Source organism: Corynebacterium sp. 22-2729, assembly GCF_053479475.1.
Genome location: NZ_JBRBCA010000002.1, coordinates 163,992 through 182,809 on the forward strand (window position 1 = coordinate 163,992; position 18,818 = coordinate 182,809).

The following is an 18,818-nucleotide window of genomic DNA, read 5'->3' on the forward strand; positions in this document are numbered from 1 at the left end:
TCGTGAAACTACAGCAGGCCAGCAGCCTCTACCGCAGCCTTTTCTTCCTGCAGCTCCTTCACGTTCGCGTCGATGCGCTCCTGCTGAGCCGGGCTGATCTCCAGACCCTGCACGATTTCCCACTCACCGTTAACGGAACGGCAAGGGAAGGAGAACACGAGGCCTTCTGGAATGCCGTAGGAACCGTCGGAAGGCAGTGCTACAGAAACCCAGTCGCCCTCAGGAGTGCCGTTCACCCAATCGCGCATGTGATCCAGTGCGCCGTTAGCAGCAGAGGCTGCGGAGGAGCGTCCGCGTACCTCGATGATCTCCGCACCGCGCTTGGCTACGCGCGGAATGAACTCTTCATCGACCCAGGACTCTTCCAGCTTGTCAGCAATTTTCTCGCCGTTCAGGGTCAGCTCGGCCACGTCGGGGAACTGGGTGGCGGAGTGGTTACCCCACACGATCATGTTCTTCAGGTCACGTACGGCCACATCCAGCTTCTCTGCTACCTGCGCCAGACCACGGTTGTGATCGAGGCGGGTGAGGGCAGTCACGCGGCGGGGGTCCAGCCCCTTCGCATGAGCGGCAACAATGGCGGCGTTGGTGTTCGCCGGGTTACCAACCACGATCACGCGCACATCATCGGCTGCGTGCTCGGCGATGGCTTTGCCTTGTGGGCCGAAGATCTTGCCGTTAGCAGCCAGAAGATCAGCGCGCTCCTCGCCCTTCTGGCGTGGCTTGGCGCCCACCAGGAACACCGCGTTAGCTCCCTTGAAGCCTTCGTTGATATCCGAAGTGATGGTGACCTCGCCCAATAGCGGGTAGGCGCAATCCGACAGTTCGAGGGCTACCCCACGAGCTGCCTGCACACCGCTCTCGGTCTCCAACAAACGCAGGTTAACCACGCGATCGCCGAATACTTCACCTTTGGCGATACGGAAGAGCAGGGAGTAGCCGATCTGGCCGCCGGCACCCGTAACGGTGACAGTGACGGCGTTCTGGTTATTGGTGGTCACGCGGGGCTCCTTAAGAGTGTTTTTGAAGATGTTCTCTAATCCCTTCCCACTGTAATAACCCACCCGGACAGCTGCAGGACTCGTTCTACTCGGCCCTGTAGAAGCACCGCGAACCACCCCCGCACGTGCCAGTTTTCGGTACACGTCGCTGCATTTTCACCCCCTTCACAGATAAACTATTCAGGTGCAAAACAAGCCCCACCTCCCCGCCTCTGCGGCCTGGTATGGACTCGGCGACAAGCAGTACATCCAGGCCATGAACGCCACCGTAAACATCGCTGTGCGGGTCGGTGCTGCCTTTACTCCCCAGCACTTGGCCGCCATTGCGCAGGCAGCCCGCCTGTCGCCAACGTGTGAGTTGCTCAGTTCCCCCGATCGCCTTATCGAAGAAGCGCTACGCTATGCACATTCTTCCATCTGGCCAGTGCCGCTCAATGGCTACGACAATCCGGAGATGGATCGCTCTCCCGTTCGTGAAATGCGAAACCTGGTCGGCGCGACGTACACCCGGTTTGCTACTCACCCCAATGCGGTGCGCCTCATTGTCGCGGAGAACCTGCTAGGTGATCCGCAGCTCGTACACCGCGTCGGCGTATTGGAGGATTCCCCTGTCGTGCTGCACATCGATCGTGTGCTCATGCGTGGCCACGATATCGGCGCCTTCCGCAGTGGAGTGTCCGCGGAAGATACTTATGTACTGATCACTTCGCTATGTTCTTTCGCCGTCACCCAAGGGGCGACCTTCCACGCTCTCTACGGCATGGATTCCAACACTGCCGATAATGAGGCTGGACTGCAAAGGCTTACCTGTGACGCGGTTATTGCCTTCCTCGCCACCACGATGCCAACGACCCAGGGCACGTCCTACACCCACGCGTCCCATTCTTCGGTGCTCGGTTCTTCCGTTGCCGCGTCCCTGTACCGCGATTGGCGGGACGAGGATGGGGAGGGCGATGACGCCCCCTCGGCGTCATCGGACCTCTATCACGACTAGGCGCTCTTCTTATCCCGCTTCGCCACTTCTTCATGGCTCAGCCGCGTCGGCTCTGCCTCGCCTCGTGCGCAAGCGCCGGTGATGATGACCTCACCGGTTTCTTCATCCTCTGGGATGCTGAACATAGTCGGCAGCAACAGAGTCTCCATGATGGAGCGCAAGCCACGGGCTCCGGTTTCGCGGGCTAGAGCCTTCTGTGCGATCTCCTGGAGTGCGTCCTCCTCAAAAGTCAGGCGCACTCCATCCATCTCGAACAGACGCTGGTACTGGCGTACCAGGGAGTTCTTCGGCTCGGTCAGGACGCGAACCAAAGCTTCCTCGTCCAGGTGGCCGACGTGGGTCAGCACCGGCAGACGACCAATCAGTTCAGGGATCAGGCCGAATTTCACCAAGTCCTCCGGCTCCACAAATTGGAACGGATTCGGGTCTTCCTCAGACTTTGCGCTGATCTCCGCACCGAAGCCCAGTCCCTTCTTGCCACGACGCTCGGCAATGACGTTCTCCAGCCCGGAGAATGCTCCAGCAACAATGAACAGCACGTTCTTGGTATCGAACTGGATGAACTCTTGGTTCGGGTGCTTGCGCCCACCCTGTGGTGGTACAGCGGCAACAGTGCCTTCCAAAATCTTCAGCAGCGCCTGCTGCACTCCCTCGCCCGAAACATCTCGGGTGATGGACGGGTTCTCCGACTTGCGGGAGATCTTGTCTACCTCGTCGACGTAGATGATGCCACGCTGTGCCTTTGCTACATCAAAATCAGCGGCCTGCAAAAGCTTCAGCAGAATGTTTTCTACGTCTTCACCGACATAGCCAGCTTCGGTCAAACTGGTGGCGTCGGCAATGGCGAAAGGCACATCGAGCATGCGGGCGAGCGACTGCGCCAGATAGGTCTTGCCCGAGCCAGTAGGCCCCAGCATGAGAATGTTGGACTTCGCTAGCTCCACCTCATCGTCAGAGCGACGCGCCGCAGCGTTGGACTCTTCCACCTGGATGCGCTTGTAGTGGTTGTACACAGCCACAGCCAGGGTGCGCTTGGCTTCGTCCTGGCCGATCACATAGTTATCGAGGAACTCTGCGATGGCGGCAGGCTTCGGCAGCTTTGCCGACCCCTCAGTGGGGTCGACTGCAAGCAGTTCCTCTTCGATGATCTCGTTACAAAGCTCGATACATTCATCGCAAATGTATACACCAGGGCCGGCAATCAGCTTGCGAACCTGTTTTTGGCTCTTTCCACAAAAAGAGCACTTCAGGAGCTCTGCGCTTTCAGGCATGTGGGTTATCAGGCTTTCTTGGATAGGGGAACTTGGGGGACAGCTAGGTTAGCACCCTCATAGGCCTTCAACTCTACAGCGCCACGCCAAATTCGCTTCGAACCTTCAAGCCCCGCGAGTCTCCTGCCTCTAGTCTATCTGCGGGTTCATCCGCACTGTCTCGGCAGCCGGAGCCTGCGCAGACTGACGAGTTCCGCGGGTGGGCTCCACGGGCAAGCCGTGTAGCGTTATCGCATCAATTTGCTGCTTATAACGCGGTGGGTGAGAAGACCGGTCGTCGTGCGCCCAAGCAATCATTTGATGCCCCAGAACGTCGTTTGCACGCGGGTTGAACTTATCCTGCCACCAGTATTCGAAGATGGCGGACTCTCTCGTTAGGTGCACAATGCCGTAGCCGTGATCTGCCCACTCCATGAACTGCGCGGACGGATTTAGATTCAGCAGAGCCTGCTCCGCTGCACGAGTAGCTGTTACCACAGTTGCAGACCCAACCGGGAGGGCACCCGCGATCGCGTCATCTGCTCCACCACGCCCCATGGAGCTAGGTGCAAATTCCACACCTGCGGAGTACTTACGGGCATTCGTCCGCGCACTGTTCCCTGTCGCAACACGTACCGCGCCTGCGTTCCGATTGCCCTGCTGTGCACCGGAACGGCGATTGTTACCCGCCGGCCCCGGGTAGTACGGGTTGAATGGAGTGGAGGCCGAAAGAATGTCCGACCCGAGGTTGCCGTGTGCATCTCCGGAGACCATCACGGAGTTCGGTACATCTAGGCGCAACAGCTCCACAATCGCTTTCTTCTCCTCCGGATACTTCGACCACCGACTCAGCCCAAACTTAGCCTTGGTAGCGCCTGTGGAGCCTTCCACAATGTCGGGTGTATCCATCGGCGAAAACCACGCCTGATTAGCAATGACCTTCCACAGCACACCACGATTCTCCGCACCTCGGAGAGCTTCTGATAGCCAATCGAATTGAGTCTTCCCCAGCAGCGTTGGCGCGCCGACCTTGATATGACTCAGGTGCGAGTTGTCCAACTCCCGCCCGTATCGGGGCAGTCCCAGCTGCGCATCGATTGCAGAAATAGATAGCAAGTCCCCGTAGTCCAGGCTGCGATAGCAGAGGGTAACGTCCTCTGGCTCTGGGTAGCTTCCGTCGTCCACCAGAAGAAACTCGCCGCTACCGTCGGCTTTCACCGGGCGCGAGGGAGTCCATTCCCAAAATGCCCGACAGGTGTCTTCGAGCGTGACGGTCTCTTCAATAGGGATCTCAGGGACCTCTAGTTCGTTGCCGTAGTTGGGATCTACATCATGGTTGTCCCACACGATCATCCAGGGATGTTGCTGGTGTGCGGCTACAAACTTGGGATCTGAGCGGTAAAGGGCGTAGCGGCGTCGAACCTCATCGAGATTCTTCCAATCGCGGTTATCGGGGTGTGTGAGATGGCTAAATGGCACGCGCGAGCGCACAGCCTCATTACCATCGACGAAATCGTAGAGGTAGTCGCCAAGGTGTATAACCAAGTCCACGTCGTTGCGATCTGCAAGCAGCTGCAGCCCTGTCCAGTAGGAGGACCAATAACTGGTGCAGCTCATTACGGCCAGGCGAGCCTCAGAGGAACCAGGCTTTATCGCAGTGCGGGTTCGCCCAATGATCGAGTTCTTACCATCGTGACTGAACTGGTAATAGTAGGTCGTTTCAGCGTCGAGCCCGGTGACGTCGACCTTAATGGTCCAGTCGTGCGCTGCGACTGCTTTTTGGGTTCCCGACGCCACCACGTCCGTCATTTCCGGATTCCTCGAAACGGTCCAGGCGACCTCCGGTTCGGCGCCTGCGGGGTTTGCACCCGGCGCACCATCCGGGTCACGTTCTTCGAGAGTAATGCGAGTCCAGATGATCACTCGATCCTGCAGTGGATCTCCGGAAGACACACCGTGGATAAACGGCCAGGGAGTGCAACCCGGGTAATCGTCGACGGGCACGGTGCCATCAGTTACCACCTGTTTAGGAAGTTTGTTCGTCCCGAGATACTGGTCATTCCCCTGCAAAGAGCCGGTGTAGCTCAACGGCCCCAATGAACCCGTGGCCGATCCAACCTGAGCGCGAGCAATGGCGCGGGAGTTTGCGGTAATACCTGCAAACCCAGCCGCAGTACCTAGCAGGCCTCCGAGGACAGTTCGACGATTAAACTTCTTTCGATTCTCCACACAGAAAACGCTAGAGTGGCTGGCTTAATAAAGAGTGAACCCTACGTGTATGAATCCAGAACTAGTCCAGAATCCCCACGTAGGGTTGTCTTTTCGTAGCGTGCCTCTGGGCGTCACCACAAAAATTGCGGCGAGTGCTACTTCTGTGCCGAGAGCTTGCGGTAGTCGAAAACCTGATCGACGATGCCGTATTCCTTGGCCTCCTCGGCCGTCAGGATTTTGTCGCGGTCGGTATCAATGCGCACCTGCTCGGCGGACTTGCCCGTGTGACGAGCCAGCGTTTCCTCCATGAGCTTACGCATACGCTCAATTTCCTTAGCCTGGATCTCCAGGTCGGAAACCTGACCCTGTACCCCACCGGTGGCGGGCTGGTGAATCAGCACACGAGCGTTGGGCAGAGCCGCGCGCTTGCCGGGGGTACCGGCTGCCAACAGCACTGCAGCTGCACTGGCAGCCTGGCCAAGGCATACGGTCTGCACGTCCGGACGGACGTACTGCATAGTGTCGTAGATCGCCATCAGGCTGGTGAAAGAACCGCCGGGAGAATTGATGTACATCGTGATATCCCGATCGGGGTCAAGCCCCTCCAGTACCAACAGCTGCGCCATGATGTCGTTAGCGGAAGCATCGTCGACCTGAGTACCCAGGAAGATAATGCGTTCCTCGAACAGCTTGTTATAGGGGTTGGATTCCTTCGCGCCGTAGCTGGAGTGCTCCACGAACGACGGCAGGATGTATCGCATTTCTGGCATCTGCATCTCTGACATGTCTTAGCTCTCCTTCGCAGAGGTGATGACGTGGTCGACGAAACCGTATTCCTTAGCCTGCTCCGCGGTGAACCAGCGGTCACGGTCGGAATCCTTGGTGATCTGTTCCACCGTCTGGCCGGTGAACTCCGCAATCAGCTCCGCCATTTCGCGCTTGGTGTAAGCGAACTGCTCCGCCTGGATGGCGATGTCGGCTGCGGTGCCACCCACGCCTGCGGAAGGCTGGTGCATCATAATGCGAGCGTGCGGCAGAGCATAGCGCTTACCCTTCGTACCTGCGGAGAGCAGGAACTGACCCATCGACGCCGCCAGACCCATCCCGTAGGTAGCGATGTCGCACGGCGCGTACTTCATCGTGTCGTAAATTGCCATGCCCGCGGTGACGGAACCACCCGGGGAGTTGATGTACAGGCTGATGTCGCGCGTCGGATCCTCTGCGGACAGCAGCAGAATCTGGGCGCACAGCTCGTTGGCGATGTCGTCATCAACCTGGCTGCCCAGGAAGATAATGCGCTCGCGCAGCAGGCGCTCGTAAACCGAGTCTCTGTGATTGGGGTTTTCCGAACTCAACTTCGCTCCTTGCAGAAAGTATGACGAAAGTTCACTTTTGTATGCGCCCCAGCCTAGTCACACCCATGGGCAAAACGGGTGTCCTGGCGGGGTTGTTCGCTGTCAGCGCACGGCAGGCCGCGGGTCGCCAACCGCAGAATAAAGAAAACCGCCGGAACCTCAGAGAGATCCGGCGGGAAAGGAAACTATTTAGTCTTCCTTCTTCTCCGCTGCCTTCTTGGTGGTCTTCTTGGCAGTGGACTTCTTGGTGGTCGACTTCTTAGCCGTGCCCTTCTTGGCAGTGGACTTCTTGGTGGTCGACTTCTTAGCCGTGCTCTTCTTGGTGGTCGACTTCTTAGCCGTGCTCTTCTTGGCAGTGGACTTCTTGGTGGTCGACTTCTTGGCAGGAGCCTTCTTCGGCTTCTCTTCAGCCTCCTCAGCCTTCTCGGCATCAGCCTTGTCAGCCTCTACATCACCGAAGTACTCCTTCGGATCCACGTCAGCGCCGTCGGTATCCTTCACGGTGGTCTTGGCAATGTTCAGCGCCAAAGCCTTGCCACGGCGAACATCAGCAAACAAGCTGCCCAGCTGGCCTGCCTGCTGTAGCTGCATAATGAACTGGTTCGGATCCATGCCGTACTGGTTTGCAGTGAAGGCGATGTGATCCATCAGCTCTTCCTGTGAAACCTCTGGCTGCTCAACATCAGCAACGGCATCCAGGAAGAGCTGGGTACGTACGGAATCCTCGGCAGAGCTGCGAGCGTCCTCTTCGAACTTCTCGCGGGTCATATCCTGGGCGGCGAGCATGGACTCGAAGACCTTCTCATCGCCACCGAACTGCTGAATGATCTGCTGAATCTGAGCGTCGACCTGATCCTTAACAACAGCCTCAGGCAACTCGAACTCGGTCTTCTCCAGCGCTGCGGCCAGAACCTTATCGCGGATCTCGCCAGCCTGGGTGTTCTTCAGCTGTTGCTCGACCTGTCCCTTCAGGGACTCCTTGAGCTCTTCCAAAGTGTCGAACTCGCTGGCCAGCTGCGCGAAGTCATCGTCCAGCTCCGGCAGTTCGCGCTCCTTAACGGAACCGACCTTGACGGTAACCTCTGCCTCTTCGTTGGCGTGCTCGCCGGCGACCAACTTGGAGGTGAAGGTGGACTCTTCGCCAGCCTTCATACCAACCAGAGCGTCATCCAGTCCCTCGATCAGGGAATCGTTACCAACCTCGTGGGACAGCCCTTCGGTGGTTGCCTCGTCAACAGCCTCGCCATCGATGGTGGCGGACAAGTCGATAGAGACGAAGTCGCCCTTCTTCACGGCACGATCAGCCGGCTTCAGGGTGCCGAAGCGAGCCTGCAGGTTCTTCAGCTCCGCATCGATGGCCTCGTCATCAGCCTTCAGCGACGCAACCTCAACGGAGATGTCAGAGAAATCCGGCACCTCAATCTCCGGGCGAACATCAACCTCAGCGGTGAAGGTAACGTGCTTGCCATCCTCCAGCTCGGCGATCTCGATCTCCGGCTGGCCGAGAGCCTTCACGTCGTTCTCCTCGACAGCCTGGCTGTAGCGAGAAGGCAGCATCTCGTTGATGACCTGATCCAGGACAACACCACGGCCCAGGCGAGCTTCCAGAATCTTCGCCGGAACCTTGCCCTTGCGGAAGCCAGGCATGTTTACCTGCTGCGCGAGGGTGGCGTAGGCCTTGTCGAACTCTGGCTTAAGCTCCTCGAATGGAACCTCAATCGTGAGCTTGGTGCGGGTGGCGCTCAGCTTTTCTACAGAGCTCTTCACGAATGCACACTCCTGTGTATTGATAGCTTCTTGGGCGCCACGGTCGTCATTCGTCTCGCAGCACCTATACGGTCGGTGCCCAATTTTATAGAACCAATGGCGAGCGCAACACGCGGGGGTCAGTTTTCCGTACTCCCCAGCCAAAACCCCAGCCGAAATCTCTACGGAAAACTCAACAAATCAAAAGCTCGCATTTCCCCCAGCCATACAGCTCGCGAGCACCATTCCGCCACTTCACGGCACCGAGCCGGAAGGTGGCGTCACCAACAAAAAGGGTGAAAATAAAAAATGTCGGGATAACAGGATTTGAACCTGCGACCCCTCGCTCCCAAAGCGAGTGCGCTACCAAACTGCGCCATATCCCGATTCTGAACATCCCACGGAGACGGCACCTATAGGCGCACGCACACACGCGAACGTTGCGCCCGTTACTTTACTGTCTACAGACCGAGAAATACAAAACGGCAGCTCCCCCGTCATCGCGACCATGCGCAATGAAAAGAGAACTGCCGAAAATTTGGAGGGAATGACGGGAATCGAACCCGCGTCTTCAGCTTGGAAGGCTGAGGTATTAGCCACTATACGACATTCCCATTGCGAACTCGCCTGCGAAGTTTACAAGAAATCTGCCACGCAGATCTACTCCGCCAGCGGGATTCCGCTTCGTCCAGTGATGTTACACCATACCCCCCACTGCCCTGCAAAATCATTTGAAAATATGGCCTTCAACCTGCATTGTTGCGGGGGTATGCAGGTGTAGAAGAACAACATTTCCAATTGTGGGCAGCATCCTAGCGGAGTAAATTCTAGTTTTATGGAACCAATTATTGTGGACAAGAAAACCGGCACGGAGCTCTGGACCGCATCACAGTGCGCTGAGTTTTCCGGGACCGCACGTGGCACCTTTACCAGCTACGCAGGACGTGGCCGCGCACCGCAGCCAGCGACCAAGTACCACGGACTCACGCTGTGGGATTCCAACATTGTGAAGGAATGGCAAGCAAAACGCGGTGGCGCACCGATCGAATCGGACGCCACCGCGAATAATTAAAAGTCCAGTTTGTTACTAGTTTTCTGGCAGCGCAGGAGCCTCACCCGTGCGCTCGTACTCAGCCAGGATGTCGATGCGGCGCTGATGGCGCTCGGCCTCCGACCACGGCTGGGAAACAAAAGCATCCACAATCGCCAGCGCTTCCTCCTCGGAGTGCATGCGACCGCCCAGCCCGATGAGCTGGGCGTTGTTGTGTTCACGGGCTAGTTTGGCGGTCTCCACGGACCAGGCGAGGGCGCAGCGAGCCCCCGGAACCTTGTTCGCGGCGATCTGCTCGCCATTTCCAGAGCCGCCGAGCACGATGCCCAAAGAGCCCTCATCTTCCACCACGGACTTTGCCGCTGCGATACAGAAGGCCGGGTAGTCATCGTTGGCGTCGTAGGTGTGGGCGCCACAGTCCACAACCTCAAAGCCCTTGGAGTTCAAGTGATCCTTAATCACGTTCTTCATCTCAAAACCGGCATGATCTGCACCTAGGTAAATACGCATGGTGCCCAGTTTAGCCGGTCAAGACGTGCGGGCTGCGCCTTAGCACTGCACCTGCACTACACCAGCGTCGCACGAGCGCTACTACAGCACTACTCCGCTACCGGCGATTCGGTGCGGGAACGCTTCAGCTCAAAGAAGTGCGGATTTGCTGCCAAGGTCACGGATGCATCGAACAGCTTGCCAGCCTCTTCGCCACGCGGGATGCGGGTGATCACCGGACCGAAGAAGGCCACATTACCCAGCTGCACCACCGGAGTACCTACTTCATCGCCCACCAACTCAATGGCTTTGTCCTGCGACTCGCGCAGCTGTGCCTCGTACGAGCCCTCCTCGTCGGCACTTAGGTGTCCGTACTTCGCCAGGTCTGCGGGCAGCTCAGCTTCCTCCAGAGATTCGGCAATAAGCTCGTCGTAGCCATGCGGATCGGTCGCGTCCGCACGCTGTTCATTGTGGATCTTGGTGCCCATTGCGGTGTACCAGGCAGAGAGCTTCTCCGGGTGGTTCTGCCAGATTGCTGTAGCCACGCGCGCCGGCGCCCAAGCAGCGTCCATTTTCTCGCGGTAGTCCGGATCCAGATCGCGCCCCTCGTTCAGTACGGAAAGGCTCATCGGCTGGAATTTGACCTCCACGTCGCGCACCTCCTGTACCTCAAGCAGCCAGCGGCTAGTTACCCAGGCAAAGGGGCAAATCGCGTCGAAGAACATGGTTACGGTCTGTGTTTGTGTTTCAGTCATGTCACCCACTCTAGCCATCTAGCGCCATCACGCGCCGGGGTTGTCCGGGCTGCCTACTAGGGTGGTCTGCATGAGTTCCATAAACCTAACCCGTACAGAAGCCGAGCACCGCGTAAGCCTCATCAGCGATGTTCACTACACCATCCAACTCGACCTCACCGGCGGCGAGCAGCCCGATAACAAGTACTTTCGCTCGCTGACGCGCATCAGCTTCACCTCTGACGCCGGGTCTACCTTTCTCGACCTGCGCGCTGACTCGCTGCTGCGGGCAGAGCTCGATGGCGAAGCGCTCGGTGGTTTTACCTATGACGCCGCAGCGGGGATTCCGCTGGAAGGCCTGCCCAGCGGCCAGCACGAGGTAGTAGTAGAAGCGGAGATCCCCTACTCCAGCACGGGCCAGGGCCTGCACCGCTTCTTCGACCCCAGCGATAACCAGGCTTATATGTACACCCAGTTTGAAACGGCGGATGCCAAGCGGGTCTTCGCTTGCTTCGACCAGCCGGATATCAAGGCGACGTACGACGTGGAGCTGACCACTCCCGCCGAGTGGACTGTGGTGACGAACAATGAGGTTGCTGTAGAGGAGGTTGAGGGCGTCCAAAGCAAACAGCACAGGGCTAGTGTGGACTACCTGTTGTCTACCTACCTCATTGCGTTTTGCGTTGGACCGTGGCACGTGGTGCGCGACGAGTGGCGGGGCACGATCACTGAGCACCCGGAGACCGTAGAAGCGCTGAGCAACAATCCACTGGGTGAGAACCTCCAGACCAGCGGGGAAATGCGAGTTCCTCTCGCGCTATTCTGCCGTCAGTCGCTGGCGGAATATCTGGATGCCGATGAGCTTTTTGAGGTGACGAAGCAAGGCTTCGACTACTACGCAGATAAGTTCGGCATTGGCTACCCGTTCTACAAGTACGATCAAATCTTCTGCCCGGAGTACAACATGGGCGCGATGGAAAATGCGGGTGCGGTGACGATCCGCGACGAGTACATCTTCCGCTCCGCGGCCAGCCATTACCAGTACGAGCGCCGTGCGGATACGATCTTGCACGAGCTGGCGCACATGTGGTTCGGCGACTTGGTGACGATGAAGTGGTGGGATGACCTGTGGTTGAACGAATCCTTCGCTACTTGGTCTGCGGCCATGAGCCAGGCCGGCGCGACGAAGTATGACACGGCGTGGGTGACCTTCAACAGCAAGGAAAAAGCCTGGGCATATGCGCAGGATCAGCTTTCCTCTACCCACCCAGTGTTCTCCGATGCAGGCGATATTGAGACGGTGGAGGCCAACTTCGACGGCATCACCTATGCCAAGGGTGCCAGTGTGCTGAAGCAACTGGCGGCGTACGTGGGGCTGGAGGAGTTCTTTGCGGGCATCCGCGCGCACTTCGCCTCTCACGCCTGGGGTAATGCGACGTTTGCGGATCTACTGGGAGCTTTGGAAAAGGCATCGGGTCGCGACTTGTCCGATTGGTCGAATCAGTGGCTACGAACCACGGGCATTAATACGCTGACTCCGGCCTTCGACGTGGCCGACGGATCCTACACTTCCTTCGCCGTAGAACAGTCTGGCGCACAGCCCGGCGCGGGTGAGACTCGTACTCACCGCATTGCCGTGGGCATTTACAACTTTGATGACGCTGGCGCTTTACAGCGCACCAAGCGGGTGGAGCTGGACATTTCCGGCGAGAGCACCGAGGTGCCGGAGCTGGTTGGTGTCCCTGCTGGTGACATGGTGCTGGTTAATGACGACGACCTGGCCTACGGCAACATGGCGCTGGATGAGGCGTCACTGACCACAGCGATCGGAGGCGAGGAGGTGCCGAACATTGCCCGCATTGCTGATCCGATGGCACGCGCCCTGGTGTGGTCTGCTGCCTGGCAGATGACGCGCAATGCGAATATGCGGGCACGTGACTTTATCCGCCTGGTCGCTGGTGGCGCGGTGGAGGAAACGGAGCTGGCAGTGTTGGAGCAGATCCTGGCTCAGGCACGCTCGGCAGCTGAGAATTATGCGGCCGCGGATTGGACGGATGAAGGCTGGACGCAACTGCGCGAGGCTTTCCTAGCTGCGGCGCACAAGACTAGCGGCCCGGCGCAATTGGCATTTGTCCGCGCGTTCGTGGGCTGTGTGCACTCCGCAGAGTCGGCTTCTGTTCTGCGCGCACTGCTGGGCGAAACTGGCGCATCGGAAGGCGATGGCGAAACGATCCCTGGGCTCAACGTGGACCAGGATCTGCGTTGGGCAGTGATCATTGCGCTTACCGCTGCTGCCCGCGCCACTGGAGAATCCACTGCACAGGTAGAGGCGCGCATCGCCGCCGAAGAGTCCAAGGACAACTCCTCCAGTGGTGCAGCATTGGCGCTGCAGGCCCGCTCCTCCATACCGGATGAGCAGACCAAGCAGCAGGTCTGGCGTGCGTTGACCGTGGAAGCGCCACAGCAGAGCAACCTGAGCCTGCGCCACCGCAACGCGGGCCTTGTGCACGTCGGCCACGGCGACCTGCTGCAGCAGTTCAGCGAGGATTACATCGCCCACGCCGTGGAGTACTGGAAGTCACTGAACTCCGAGATGGCACTGCGCACCCTGGAGGGCATTTACCCCACTTGGGATCACAGCGAATCCACGGATGCCGCCATTGCCGAACTCGTGCAGGCCGAGGACACCCCGAGTGGTCTCCGCCGCGTGCTTTCCGAGGGACGCGACCGGGTGGCTCGCGCCAAGGCCGCTCAGGCTTTCGACGCGAAGGCTCACTAGAAGGCTCGCGAAAGAACCAAAGGATCAGTAACTGGGCTGTTCACGCTCTACAAACAGATAAGGTTGAGGCATGACTTCTAGCTTCTACGACGCTGTTGGTGAGGAAACGTTTCGCGCCATCGTGCACGAGTTCTATCGCCAGGTTCGCACCGACGATATCCTTAGGCCGATGTACCCGGAGGACGACCTCGAGGGCGCCGAAGATCGCCTGCGCTGGTTCCTGGTGCAGTATTGGGGCGGCCCTGCAGAGTTCAACGCTCGACGCGGCCACCCTCGCCTGCGGATGCGCCACGCCCCTTTCCGCATCGATACGGCCGCCCGCGACCGCTGGCTTGAGCTCATGGGCAACGCCTTGGCCACCATCGACCGCGAGCAACTGCCCGATGAGCACCGCGCGGCAATGTGGGATCACATGGAAAGAGTCGCGCACATGCTGGTGAATACCCCTGACGAGATCTAAGGATGCTAGCCGAGCTTTCCGCCGAAACATTTTCGATCCTCGCGGTGGGGTCCTTCGTTGCAGGGACGATCGATGCCATCGTCGGCGGAGGCGGACTGATCCTCATTCCCCTGATTCTGATCGTCGCACCAGCAACACCCGAAGCCGCAGCAATGGCAACGAACAAACTTGCGGCTGTTTTCGGAACTTCATCTGCCGTCGCTCGCATGCTGCGGGCATCCGATATTCGCCAGAAAATCGACCGCAAACTGGTGGCGTTTGGGGTGCCGCTCGCTTTCGCCTGTGCGGCGTCGGGTGCGCTCTTGGTATCGATGCTGAGCTCCGAGGCGCTAAGGCCTCTGGTGATCTTCCTTCTGCTGGCAGTCGGAACCTATGTTGCCTTCAACCCCGGCTTCGGTAAACCTCAACATGCATCGGCACAGAACCGCCACCGCTGGCTCGTAGGACTCTTCGCAGTCGGAATTATCGCCACCTACGACGGTTTCTTCGGACCGGGCACAGGCACGTTCCTGATCATCGCGTTCACGGCACTTCTCAGCAAGTCCTTCGTGGAGTCTGCCGTCCTAGCAAAGATCATCAACATCGCCACCAACTTGGGCGCCCTTACCGTATTCGCCATCGGCGGCCACGTGATCTGGCTCTTCGGTCTGGCCTTGGCGGCCTTTAACGTAGCCGGTGCACAAGTCGGAGCACGTCTTGTTCTATCCAAAGGAACGGGCTTCGTACGCATTGCATTGCTAGTTATCGTCGTAGTTATGAGCGTCAAATTGGGCTACGACATTTACGCCGGTTCCTAGGTCGCCTAAGTCTTCGCGGCCCTAGCGCGGTCCGGGAACCCGCGCCAGCCCACCGGGTCGTGGCGCATATACGCTTCCCACCAGCGCGTCAATGCGGATCCAACTCCCACCGGCGCTCACGCGAACGAAGTCATAGTCCCGCAGCTTCTCCCCAGGCTCTGGAACCAAACGCAGGCCGCCGAGCGCCGCGATGGTTCGGCCTTCGAGCGCGACGGAGGTGGTGGCGTCGCTACCGTCCGAGCGTTTCACCGAAAGAACCTGCTGTTCCAGCAGGCTACGGGCGATGCCCATGGGGCCAGAGTTCGCTTCATTTTCCGCTGCCATATCTGCGTGCAGTGTGCGCACCACGCTTCCCGGCACCGTGTCGATCAGCTCAAACCCCTGCTGCGGAGGCAGCGACCCCATCCACATCAAATCCATGTCCGCTCCCAGGTCCAGGAGCTGCTGGCCGGGTTCAAACGCAACGATTGCCCCCAGTGCCTCGCTAGCATAGGCCACGGAACCTGTCTTACCCGCGCCGCTTACCTGCCCTGGTACACGCACAGAAACAACGCAGCCTAGTGGCGTCGAAATAAAAAGATCCGTCGACCGCTCCCCCACAGCACCTAAGCGCACGAGCGCACCCGGATCCATCACCAGCGCGCGTTTCATCACTGCGCCTGCGCGCCGCGTGGCGCTCACCGCCGCGGTCGCGGATCGCGAGTCAACTATTCCCTGCAGATCGATTGTGACGCCCATAATTCCCCCACCTTAGCCCCTCCCTCCGAGCCAAAGCTCGCATAGGTGAGTAGCGCAACATCTAGCAACGCATTATCGCTCAGCTAGTAGCGGGCGGCGGTGGCAGCTTGGCTGGTGACGACTTCCTCGTCACCGGGAATGAGGAAAAGATTAAGGTTATGGATGTCCTGCTCATTCCATTCGCGGGACTTGCCACTCATCACGTCGATTCCCACCATCACGGCATCGATAGTGCAGGTCACTCGCCCGATGGAATCCTGGATTACCTGGCGCATTGTGCAGGACTTACGTCCCACGCCGATGAAGTAGGAGGCGACGGCCACTTCCGACTCCCCCGGCGACAGGGGGTACGGGTAGTCGATGGTGGTGTGGCGCGCGAACATCGGGGGAACCGCTATGTCCATCTCCATCAGCACGTCTTTGAGGAAGACCATTCGCGCGTCTTGGCCAAATTCCAGGTATCTTGCGTTGTTGACGTGCTGGTATTGGTCGAAATCGGACCACCGGAGTTCGCGGTGGCATGTGTGCCAGCGAGTCCCGGTGGGCTCGTGGTCGATGAAGGGCATTGCGTTTAAAACCTCGCTTTGAACCTCACAAGTAACTTTTGTTTCGTGAACCAATCTTGCCACACCCTTCACATTGGTTCACGTTGTTACACGGTTTTAAGCGAGGAAAACACCTAGCGAGTCAGCTTGCGGTGCGTCACGCGGTGCGGGCGTGCAGCCTCCGGGCCAAGGCGATCGACCTTGTTCTTCTCGTAATCCTCGAAGTTACCCTCGAACCAGTACCACTGCCCCTCGGCAACGTTGCCTTCCCAAGCCAGGATGTGAGTACAGGTGCGATCCAGGAACCAGCGGTCGTGCGAAATGACCACGGCGCAGCCCGGGAACTGCTGCAGAGCGTTCTCCAGGGAGGACAGGGTCTCGACGTCCAGGTCGTTAGTCGGCTCATCCAGCAGGATCAGGTTGCCGCCCTGCTTCAGCGTCAGTGCCAGGTTCAGGCGGTTGCGCTCACCGCCGGACAGCACCTTGGAAGGCTTCTGCTGGTCCGGGCCCTTGAAGCCGAACGCGGACAGGTACGCGCGGGAAGGCATTTCGTTCTGGCCGACGTGGATGTAGTCCAGGCCGTCGGAAACGACCTCCCAGACGGTCTGCTCCGGGTCGATGTTCTCGCGGTTCTGGTCCACGTAGCTCAGCTGCACGGTGGAGCCGACCTTCACTTCGCCAGAATCCGGCTCTTCCAGGCCAACGATGGTCTTAAACAGGGTGGTCTTACCCACACCGTTCGGACCGATGACGCCCACGATGCCGTTGCGCGGCAGGGTGAACGACAGGTCCTTGATCAGGGTGCGGCCGTCGAATCCCTTGTTCAGATCCTTGACCTCGACCACCTGGTTGCCCAGGCGTGGCGGGGTCGGAATCTGGATCTCTTCGAAGTCCAGCTTCTTGTACTTCTCCGCCTCGGCTGCCATCTCCTCGTAGCGCTGCAGACGCGCCTTGTTCTTCGCCTGGCGAGCCTTCGCACCGGAGCGGACCCACTGCAGCTCTTCCTTGAGTCGCTTCTGCAGCTTCGCGTCCTTCTTACCGGCGACCTCCAGGCGCTTGGCCTTGGTCTCCAGGTAGGTGGAGTAGTTGCCCTCGTAGGGGTACAGCTTGCCGCGGTCGACCTCACAGATCCAGCCGGCGACGTGGTCCAGGAAGTAGCGGTCGTGGGTGACGGCCAGGACGGCACCCTTGTAGTCCTTCAGGTGCTGCTCCAGCCACAGCACGGACTCGGCGTCCAGGTGGTTAGTGGGCTCGTCGAGCAGCAGCAGGTCCGGCTCGGAAAGCAGCAGCTTCGCCAGGGCCACGCGGCGGCGCTCACCACCGGAGAGGTGGGTCACCGGCTCATCGGACGGCGGGCAGCGCAGCGCTTCCATGGCCTGCTCGATCTTGGAGTCCAGCTCCCACGCATCTGCAGCGTCGATCTTCTCCTGCAGAGTCGTCATCTCTTCCATCAACTCGTCGGTGTAGTTGGTGGCCATTTCTTCGGCGATCTCTTCGTAGCGCTGGCGGATTTCGAAGATCTCGCCCATGCCCTCTTCGACGTTCTGGCGAACGGTCTTTTCCTCGTTCAGCGGCGGCTCCTGTAGCAGGATGCCGACGGTTGCGCCGGGGTCCAGGAAAGCCTCGCCGTTGGAGGGCTGGTCGATGCCAGCCATGATCTTCAGGATGGAGGACTTACCTGCACCGTTCGGGCCCACCACGCCGATCTTGGCGCCGGGGTAGAACGCCATCGTGACGTTATCCAGGATGACTTTGTCGCCGTGCGCCTTGCGCACGTTCTTCATGGTGTAAATGAACTCGCCCACGGTGAACTCTTTTGACCTTTCGTGGTTAGTGTCCCAATGTATTCGCCCACCCAGTGTACGTGGTGCCACCGTGCGAAGGCCGACCTGGGCTACTCCCCCGAGCAGCCCAGGTCGGCCTCACCCTTTAGCGCCCATTATGCGCCCATTAAGCGCTTGGCTTGCCGCTTAGAACGCAGGTTCCACTTCCTCTTCCTGGCCGCCTGCGCCGACTCCCACCAGCTCCGGCGAGCCGCTGGGGTTCTCCGCAGAGTTCTGCACTGCACCCATCTCCGCAGCCTGCCCAACAGCCTGCCCAGCACCCTGCTGCGCGTTCTGCTCCACTGCCTTGCGGACGTTCACCAACACGTTCCGGGCGCTCAGGTCCGGACCCACGTGAGTCGCACGCACGCGCAGCACGCTGCGGGTCACGGGCTGGCCATCTTCGCCGTTGGCTTCCCACGTGCTCTGCACGATGCGTCCGACGACGATCACGGACATCCCCTTGCACACCGTCGCGCTGACGTTGTCGCCCAGCGCTCCCCAGCACTGCACTTCCATGTAGCACGGGTCGCCGTCCTTCCACTGCCCGTCCGCGCCTTGGTAGCGGTGGTTCATCGCCACGCGGAACGTGGTGAGTGTGGGCCCGCCGTCCAGCCCTTTGATCCGAATCTGCGGGTGGTCAACCGCGTTCCCCACCAGATATGCCTGCGCCAGATTGTTGCTCATCTGACTTGTCCCCTTCCTTGTTGTCGCACCGAAGCTTGTTCCCCGGCGCGTGGCTTTATTGTTAGCGCGTTTCGGGGTTTTTCTTTTTCTTCGTGACGCCACCCTGTGGACAACTCTGCCCTTCAAAGGCGCTTATCCACAGGCTGGAAGGAAGGGGG

The 18,818-nt window shown here is 59.3% G+C and carries 17 protein-coding genes and 2 tRNA genes; 5 read left to right on the forward strand and 14 right to left on the reverse strand.

Annotated features, from left to right (window positions below):
• Positions 1-8: 8 nt before the first annotated feature.
• Complete coding sequence (locus ACUY2T_RS02215) at positions 9-1,001, reverse strand: malate dehydrogenase (RefSeq protein WP_448307363.1); 993 nt, start codon at positions 999-1,001, stop codon at positions 9-11.
• Positions 1,002-1,185: 184 nt separating this feature from the next.
• Between ACUY2T_RS02215 and ACUY2T_RS02220 the strand changes: the two genes are divergently transcribed.
• Positions 1,186-1,995: a hypothetical protein gene (locus tag ACUY2T_RS02220; protein WP_448307365.1), complete on the forward strand. Its 810-nt coding sequence runs from the start codon at positions 1,186-1,188 to the stop codon at positions 1,993-1,995.
• Here ACUY2T_RS02220 and clpX read toward each other — a convergent pair.
• The 7 genes from clpX to ACUY2T_RS02255 all read right to left on the reverse strand — a co-directional run bounded on the left by clpX (position 1,992) and on the right by ACUY2T_RS02255 (position 9,171).
• Positions 1,992-3,266, reverse strand: coding sequence for an ATP-dependent Clp protease ATP-binding subunit ClpX (gene clpX, locus ACUY2T_RS02225; protein ID WP_293791437.1), 1,275 nt, complete (start codon positions 3,264-3,266; stop codon positions 1,992-1,994). The genes ACUY2T_RS02220 and clpX overlap by 4 nt on opposite strands.
• 129 nt (positions 3,267-3,395) lie before the next feature.
• A complete protein-coding gene (locus ACUY2T_RS02230) occupies positions 3,396-5,474 on the reverse strand; it encodes an alkaline phosphatase D family protein (RefSeq protein WP_448307367.1) in 2,079 nt (692 codons plus the stop codon).
• A gap of 137 nt (positions 5,475-5,611) precedes the next feature.
• A complete protein-coding gene (locus ACUY2T_RS02235; RefSeq protein WP_005296507.1) occupies positions 5,612-6,241 on the reverse strand; it encodes an ATP-dependent Clp protease proteolytic subunit in 630 nt (209 codons plus the stop codon).
• Positions 6,242-6,244: 3 nt separating this feature from the next.
• The gene (locus ACUY2T_RS02240) at positions 6,245-6,811 is read right to left on the reverse strand and encodes an ATP-dependent Clp protease proteolytic subunit (RefSeq protein ID WP_293791439.1); all 567 of its coding nucleotides are present in this window, start codon (positions 6,809-6,811) and stop codon (positions 6,245-6,247) included.
• A 189-nt stretch (positions 6,812-7,000) separates the two neighbouring features.
• Positions 7,001-8,578, reverse strand: coding sequence for a trigger factor (tig, locus tag ACUY2T_RS02245; RefSeq protein WP_448307370.1), 1,578 nt, complete (start codon positions 8,576-8,578; stop codon positions 7,001-7,003).
• Between the two features lie 291 nt (positions 8,579-8,869).
• Positions 8,870-8,943, reverse strand: a tRNA-Pro gene (locus ACUY2T_RS02250).
• A gap of 153 nt (positions 8,944-9,096) precedes the next feature.
• A tRNA-Gly gene (locus ACUY2T_RS02255) sits at positions 9,097-9,171 on the reverse strand.
• Between the two features lie 221 nt (positions 9,172-9,392).
• Here ACUY2T_RS02255 and ACUY2T_RS02260 point away from each other — a divergent pair.
• Complete coding sequence (locus ACUY2T_RS02260) at positions 9,393-9,629, forward strand: hypothetical protein (protein WP_448307371.1); 237 nt, start codon at positions 9,393-9,395, stop codon at positions 9,627-9,629.
• 15 nt (positions 9,630-9,644) lie between these two features.
• On the opposite strand, the gene ACUY2T_RS02265 is transcribed toward ACUY2T_RS02260, so the two are convergent.
• The gene (locus tag ACUY2T_RS02265) at positions 9,645-10,118 is read right to left on the reverse strand and encodes a ribose-5-phosphate isomerase (protein WP_293791442.1); all 474 of its coding nucleotides are present in this window, start codon (positions 10,116-10,118) and stop codon (positions 9,645-9,647) included.
• An 89-nt stretch (positions 10,119-10,207) separates the two neighbouring features.
• Positions 10,208-10,870 carry a mycothiol-dependent nitroreductase Rv2466c family protein gene (locus ACUY2T_RS02270; RefSeq protein ID WP_448307373.1) on the reverse strand — a complete coding sequence of 221 codons (663 nt, stop codon included), beginning with the start codon at positions 10,868-10,870 and terminating at the stop codon, positions 10,208-10,210.
• Between the two features lie 52 nt (positions 10,871-10,922).
• Between ACUY2T_RS02270 and pepN the strand changes: the two genes are divergently transcribed.
• From pepN to ACUY2T_RS02285, 3 genes are all read left to right on the forward strand, one after another.
• Positions 10,923-13,610: an aminopeptidase N gene (pepN, locus tag ACUY2T_RS02275; protein WP_448307375.1), complete on the forward strand. Its 2,688-nt coding sequence runs from the start codon at positions 10,923-10,925 to the stop codon at positions 13,608-13,610.
• A 70-nt stretch (positions 13,611-13,680) separates the two neighbouring features.
• Complete coding sequence (locus ACUY2T_RS02280) at positions 13,681-14,070, forward strand: globin (protein WP_448307377.1); 390 nt, start codon at positions 13,681-13,683, stop codon at positions 14,068-14,070.
• Positions 14,071-14,072: 2 nt separating this feature from the next.
• Positions 14,073-14,867 (forward strand): TSUP family transporter, encoded by a 795-nt coding sequence (locus ACUY2T_RS02285; RefSeq protein ID WP_448307379.1) that lies wholly within the window; start codon positions 14,073-14,075, stop codon positions 14,865-14,867.
• A 21-nt stretch (positions 14,868-14,888) separates the two neighbouring features.
• Here ACUY2T_RS02285 and ACUY2T_RS02290 read toward each other — a convergent pair whose 3' ends face one another.
• From ACUY2T_RS02290 to ACUY2T_RS02305, 4 genes are all read right to left on the reverse strand, one after another.
• Positions 14,889-15,605, reverse strand: a complete 717-nt coding sequence (locus ACUY2T_RS02290) for a hypothetical protein (RefSeq protein ID WP_448307380.1) — start codon at positions 15,603-15,605, stop codon at positions 14,889-14,891.
• A gap of 83 nt (positions 15,606-15,688) precedes the next feature.
• On the reverse strand, positions 15,689-16,171 hold the full coding sequence (locus tag ACUY2T_RS02295; RefSeq protein ID WP_448307382.1) for an acyl-CoA thioesterase: 483 nt from the start codon (positions 16,169-16,171) through the stop codon (positions 15,689-15,691).
• A gap of 113 nt (positions 16,172-16,284) precedes the next feature.
• The gene (gene ettA, locus ACUY2T_RS02300) at positions 16,285-17,955 is read right to left on the reverse strand and encodes an energy-dependent translational throttle protein EttA (protein ID WP_448307383.1); all 1,671 of its coding nucleotides are present in this window, start codon (positions 17,953-17,955) and stop codon (positions 16,285-16,287) included.
• A 165-nt stretch (positions 17,956-18,120) separates the two neighbouring features.
• Positions 18,121-18,660 carry a single-stranded DNA-binding protein gene (locus ACUY2T_RS02305; protein ID WP_448307385.1) on the reverse strand — a complete coding sequence of 180 codons (540 nt, stop codon included), beginning with the start codon at positions 18,658-18,660 and terminating at the stop codon, positions 18,121-18,123.
• Positions 18,661-18,818: the final 158 nt, after the last annotated feature.

Bases quoted from the DNA above. Each gene is read 5' to 3' on its own strand.
- clpX (WP_293791437.1), bottom strand. From the start codon at position 3,266: ATGCCTGAAAGCGCAGAGCTCCTGAAGTGCTCTTTTTGTGGAAAGAGC.
- ACUY2T_RS02235 (WP_005296507.1), bottom strand. From the start codon at position 6,241: ATGTCAGAGATGCAGATGCCAGAAATGCGATACATCCTGCCGTCGTTC.
- ACUY2T_RS02260 (WP_448307371.1), top strand. From the start codon at position 9,393: ATGGAACCAATTATTGTGGACAAGAAAACCGGCACGGAGCTCTGGACC.
- ACUY2T_RS02265 (WP_293791442.1), bottom strand. From the start codon at position 10,118: ATGCGTATTTACCTAGGTGCAGATCATGCCGGTTTTGAGATGAAGAAC.
- ACUY2T_RS02270 (WP_448307373.1), bottom strand. From the start codon at position 10,870: ATGGCTAGAGTGGGTGACATGACTGAAACACAAACACAGACCGTAACC.
- pepN (WP_448307375.1), top strand. From the start codon at position 10,923: ATGAGTTCCATAAACCTAACCCGTACAGAAGCCGAGCACCGCGTAAGC.
- ACUY2T_RS02280 (WP_448307377.1), top strand. From the start codon at position 13,681: ATGACTTCTAGCTTCTACGACGCTGTTGGTGAGGAAACGTTTCGCGCC.
- ACUY2T_RS02285 (WP_448307379.1), top strand. From the start codon at position 14,073: ATGCTAGCCGAGCTTTCCGCCGAAACATTTTCGATCCTCGCGGTGGGG.
- ACUY2T_RS02290 (WP_448307380.1), bottom strand. From the start codon at position 15,605: ATGGGCGTCACAATCGATCTGCAGGGAATAGTTGACTCGCGATCCGCG.
- ACUY2T_RS02295 (WP_448307382.1), bottom strand. From the start codon at position 16,171: ATGCCCTTCATCGACCACGAGCCCACCGGGACTCGCTGGCACACATGC.
- ACUY2T_RS02305 (WP_448307385.1), bottom strand. From the start codon at position 18,660: ATGAGCAACAATCTGGCGCAGGCATATCTGGTGGGGAACGCGGTTGAC.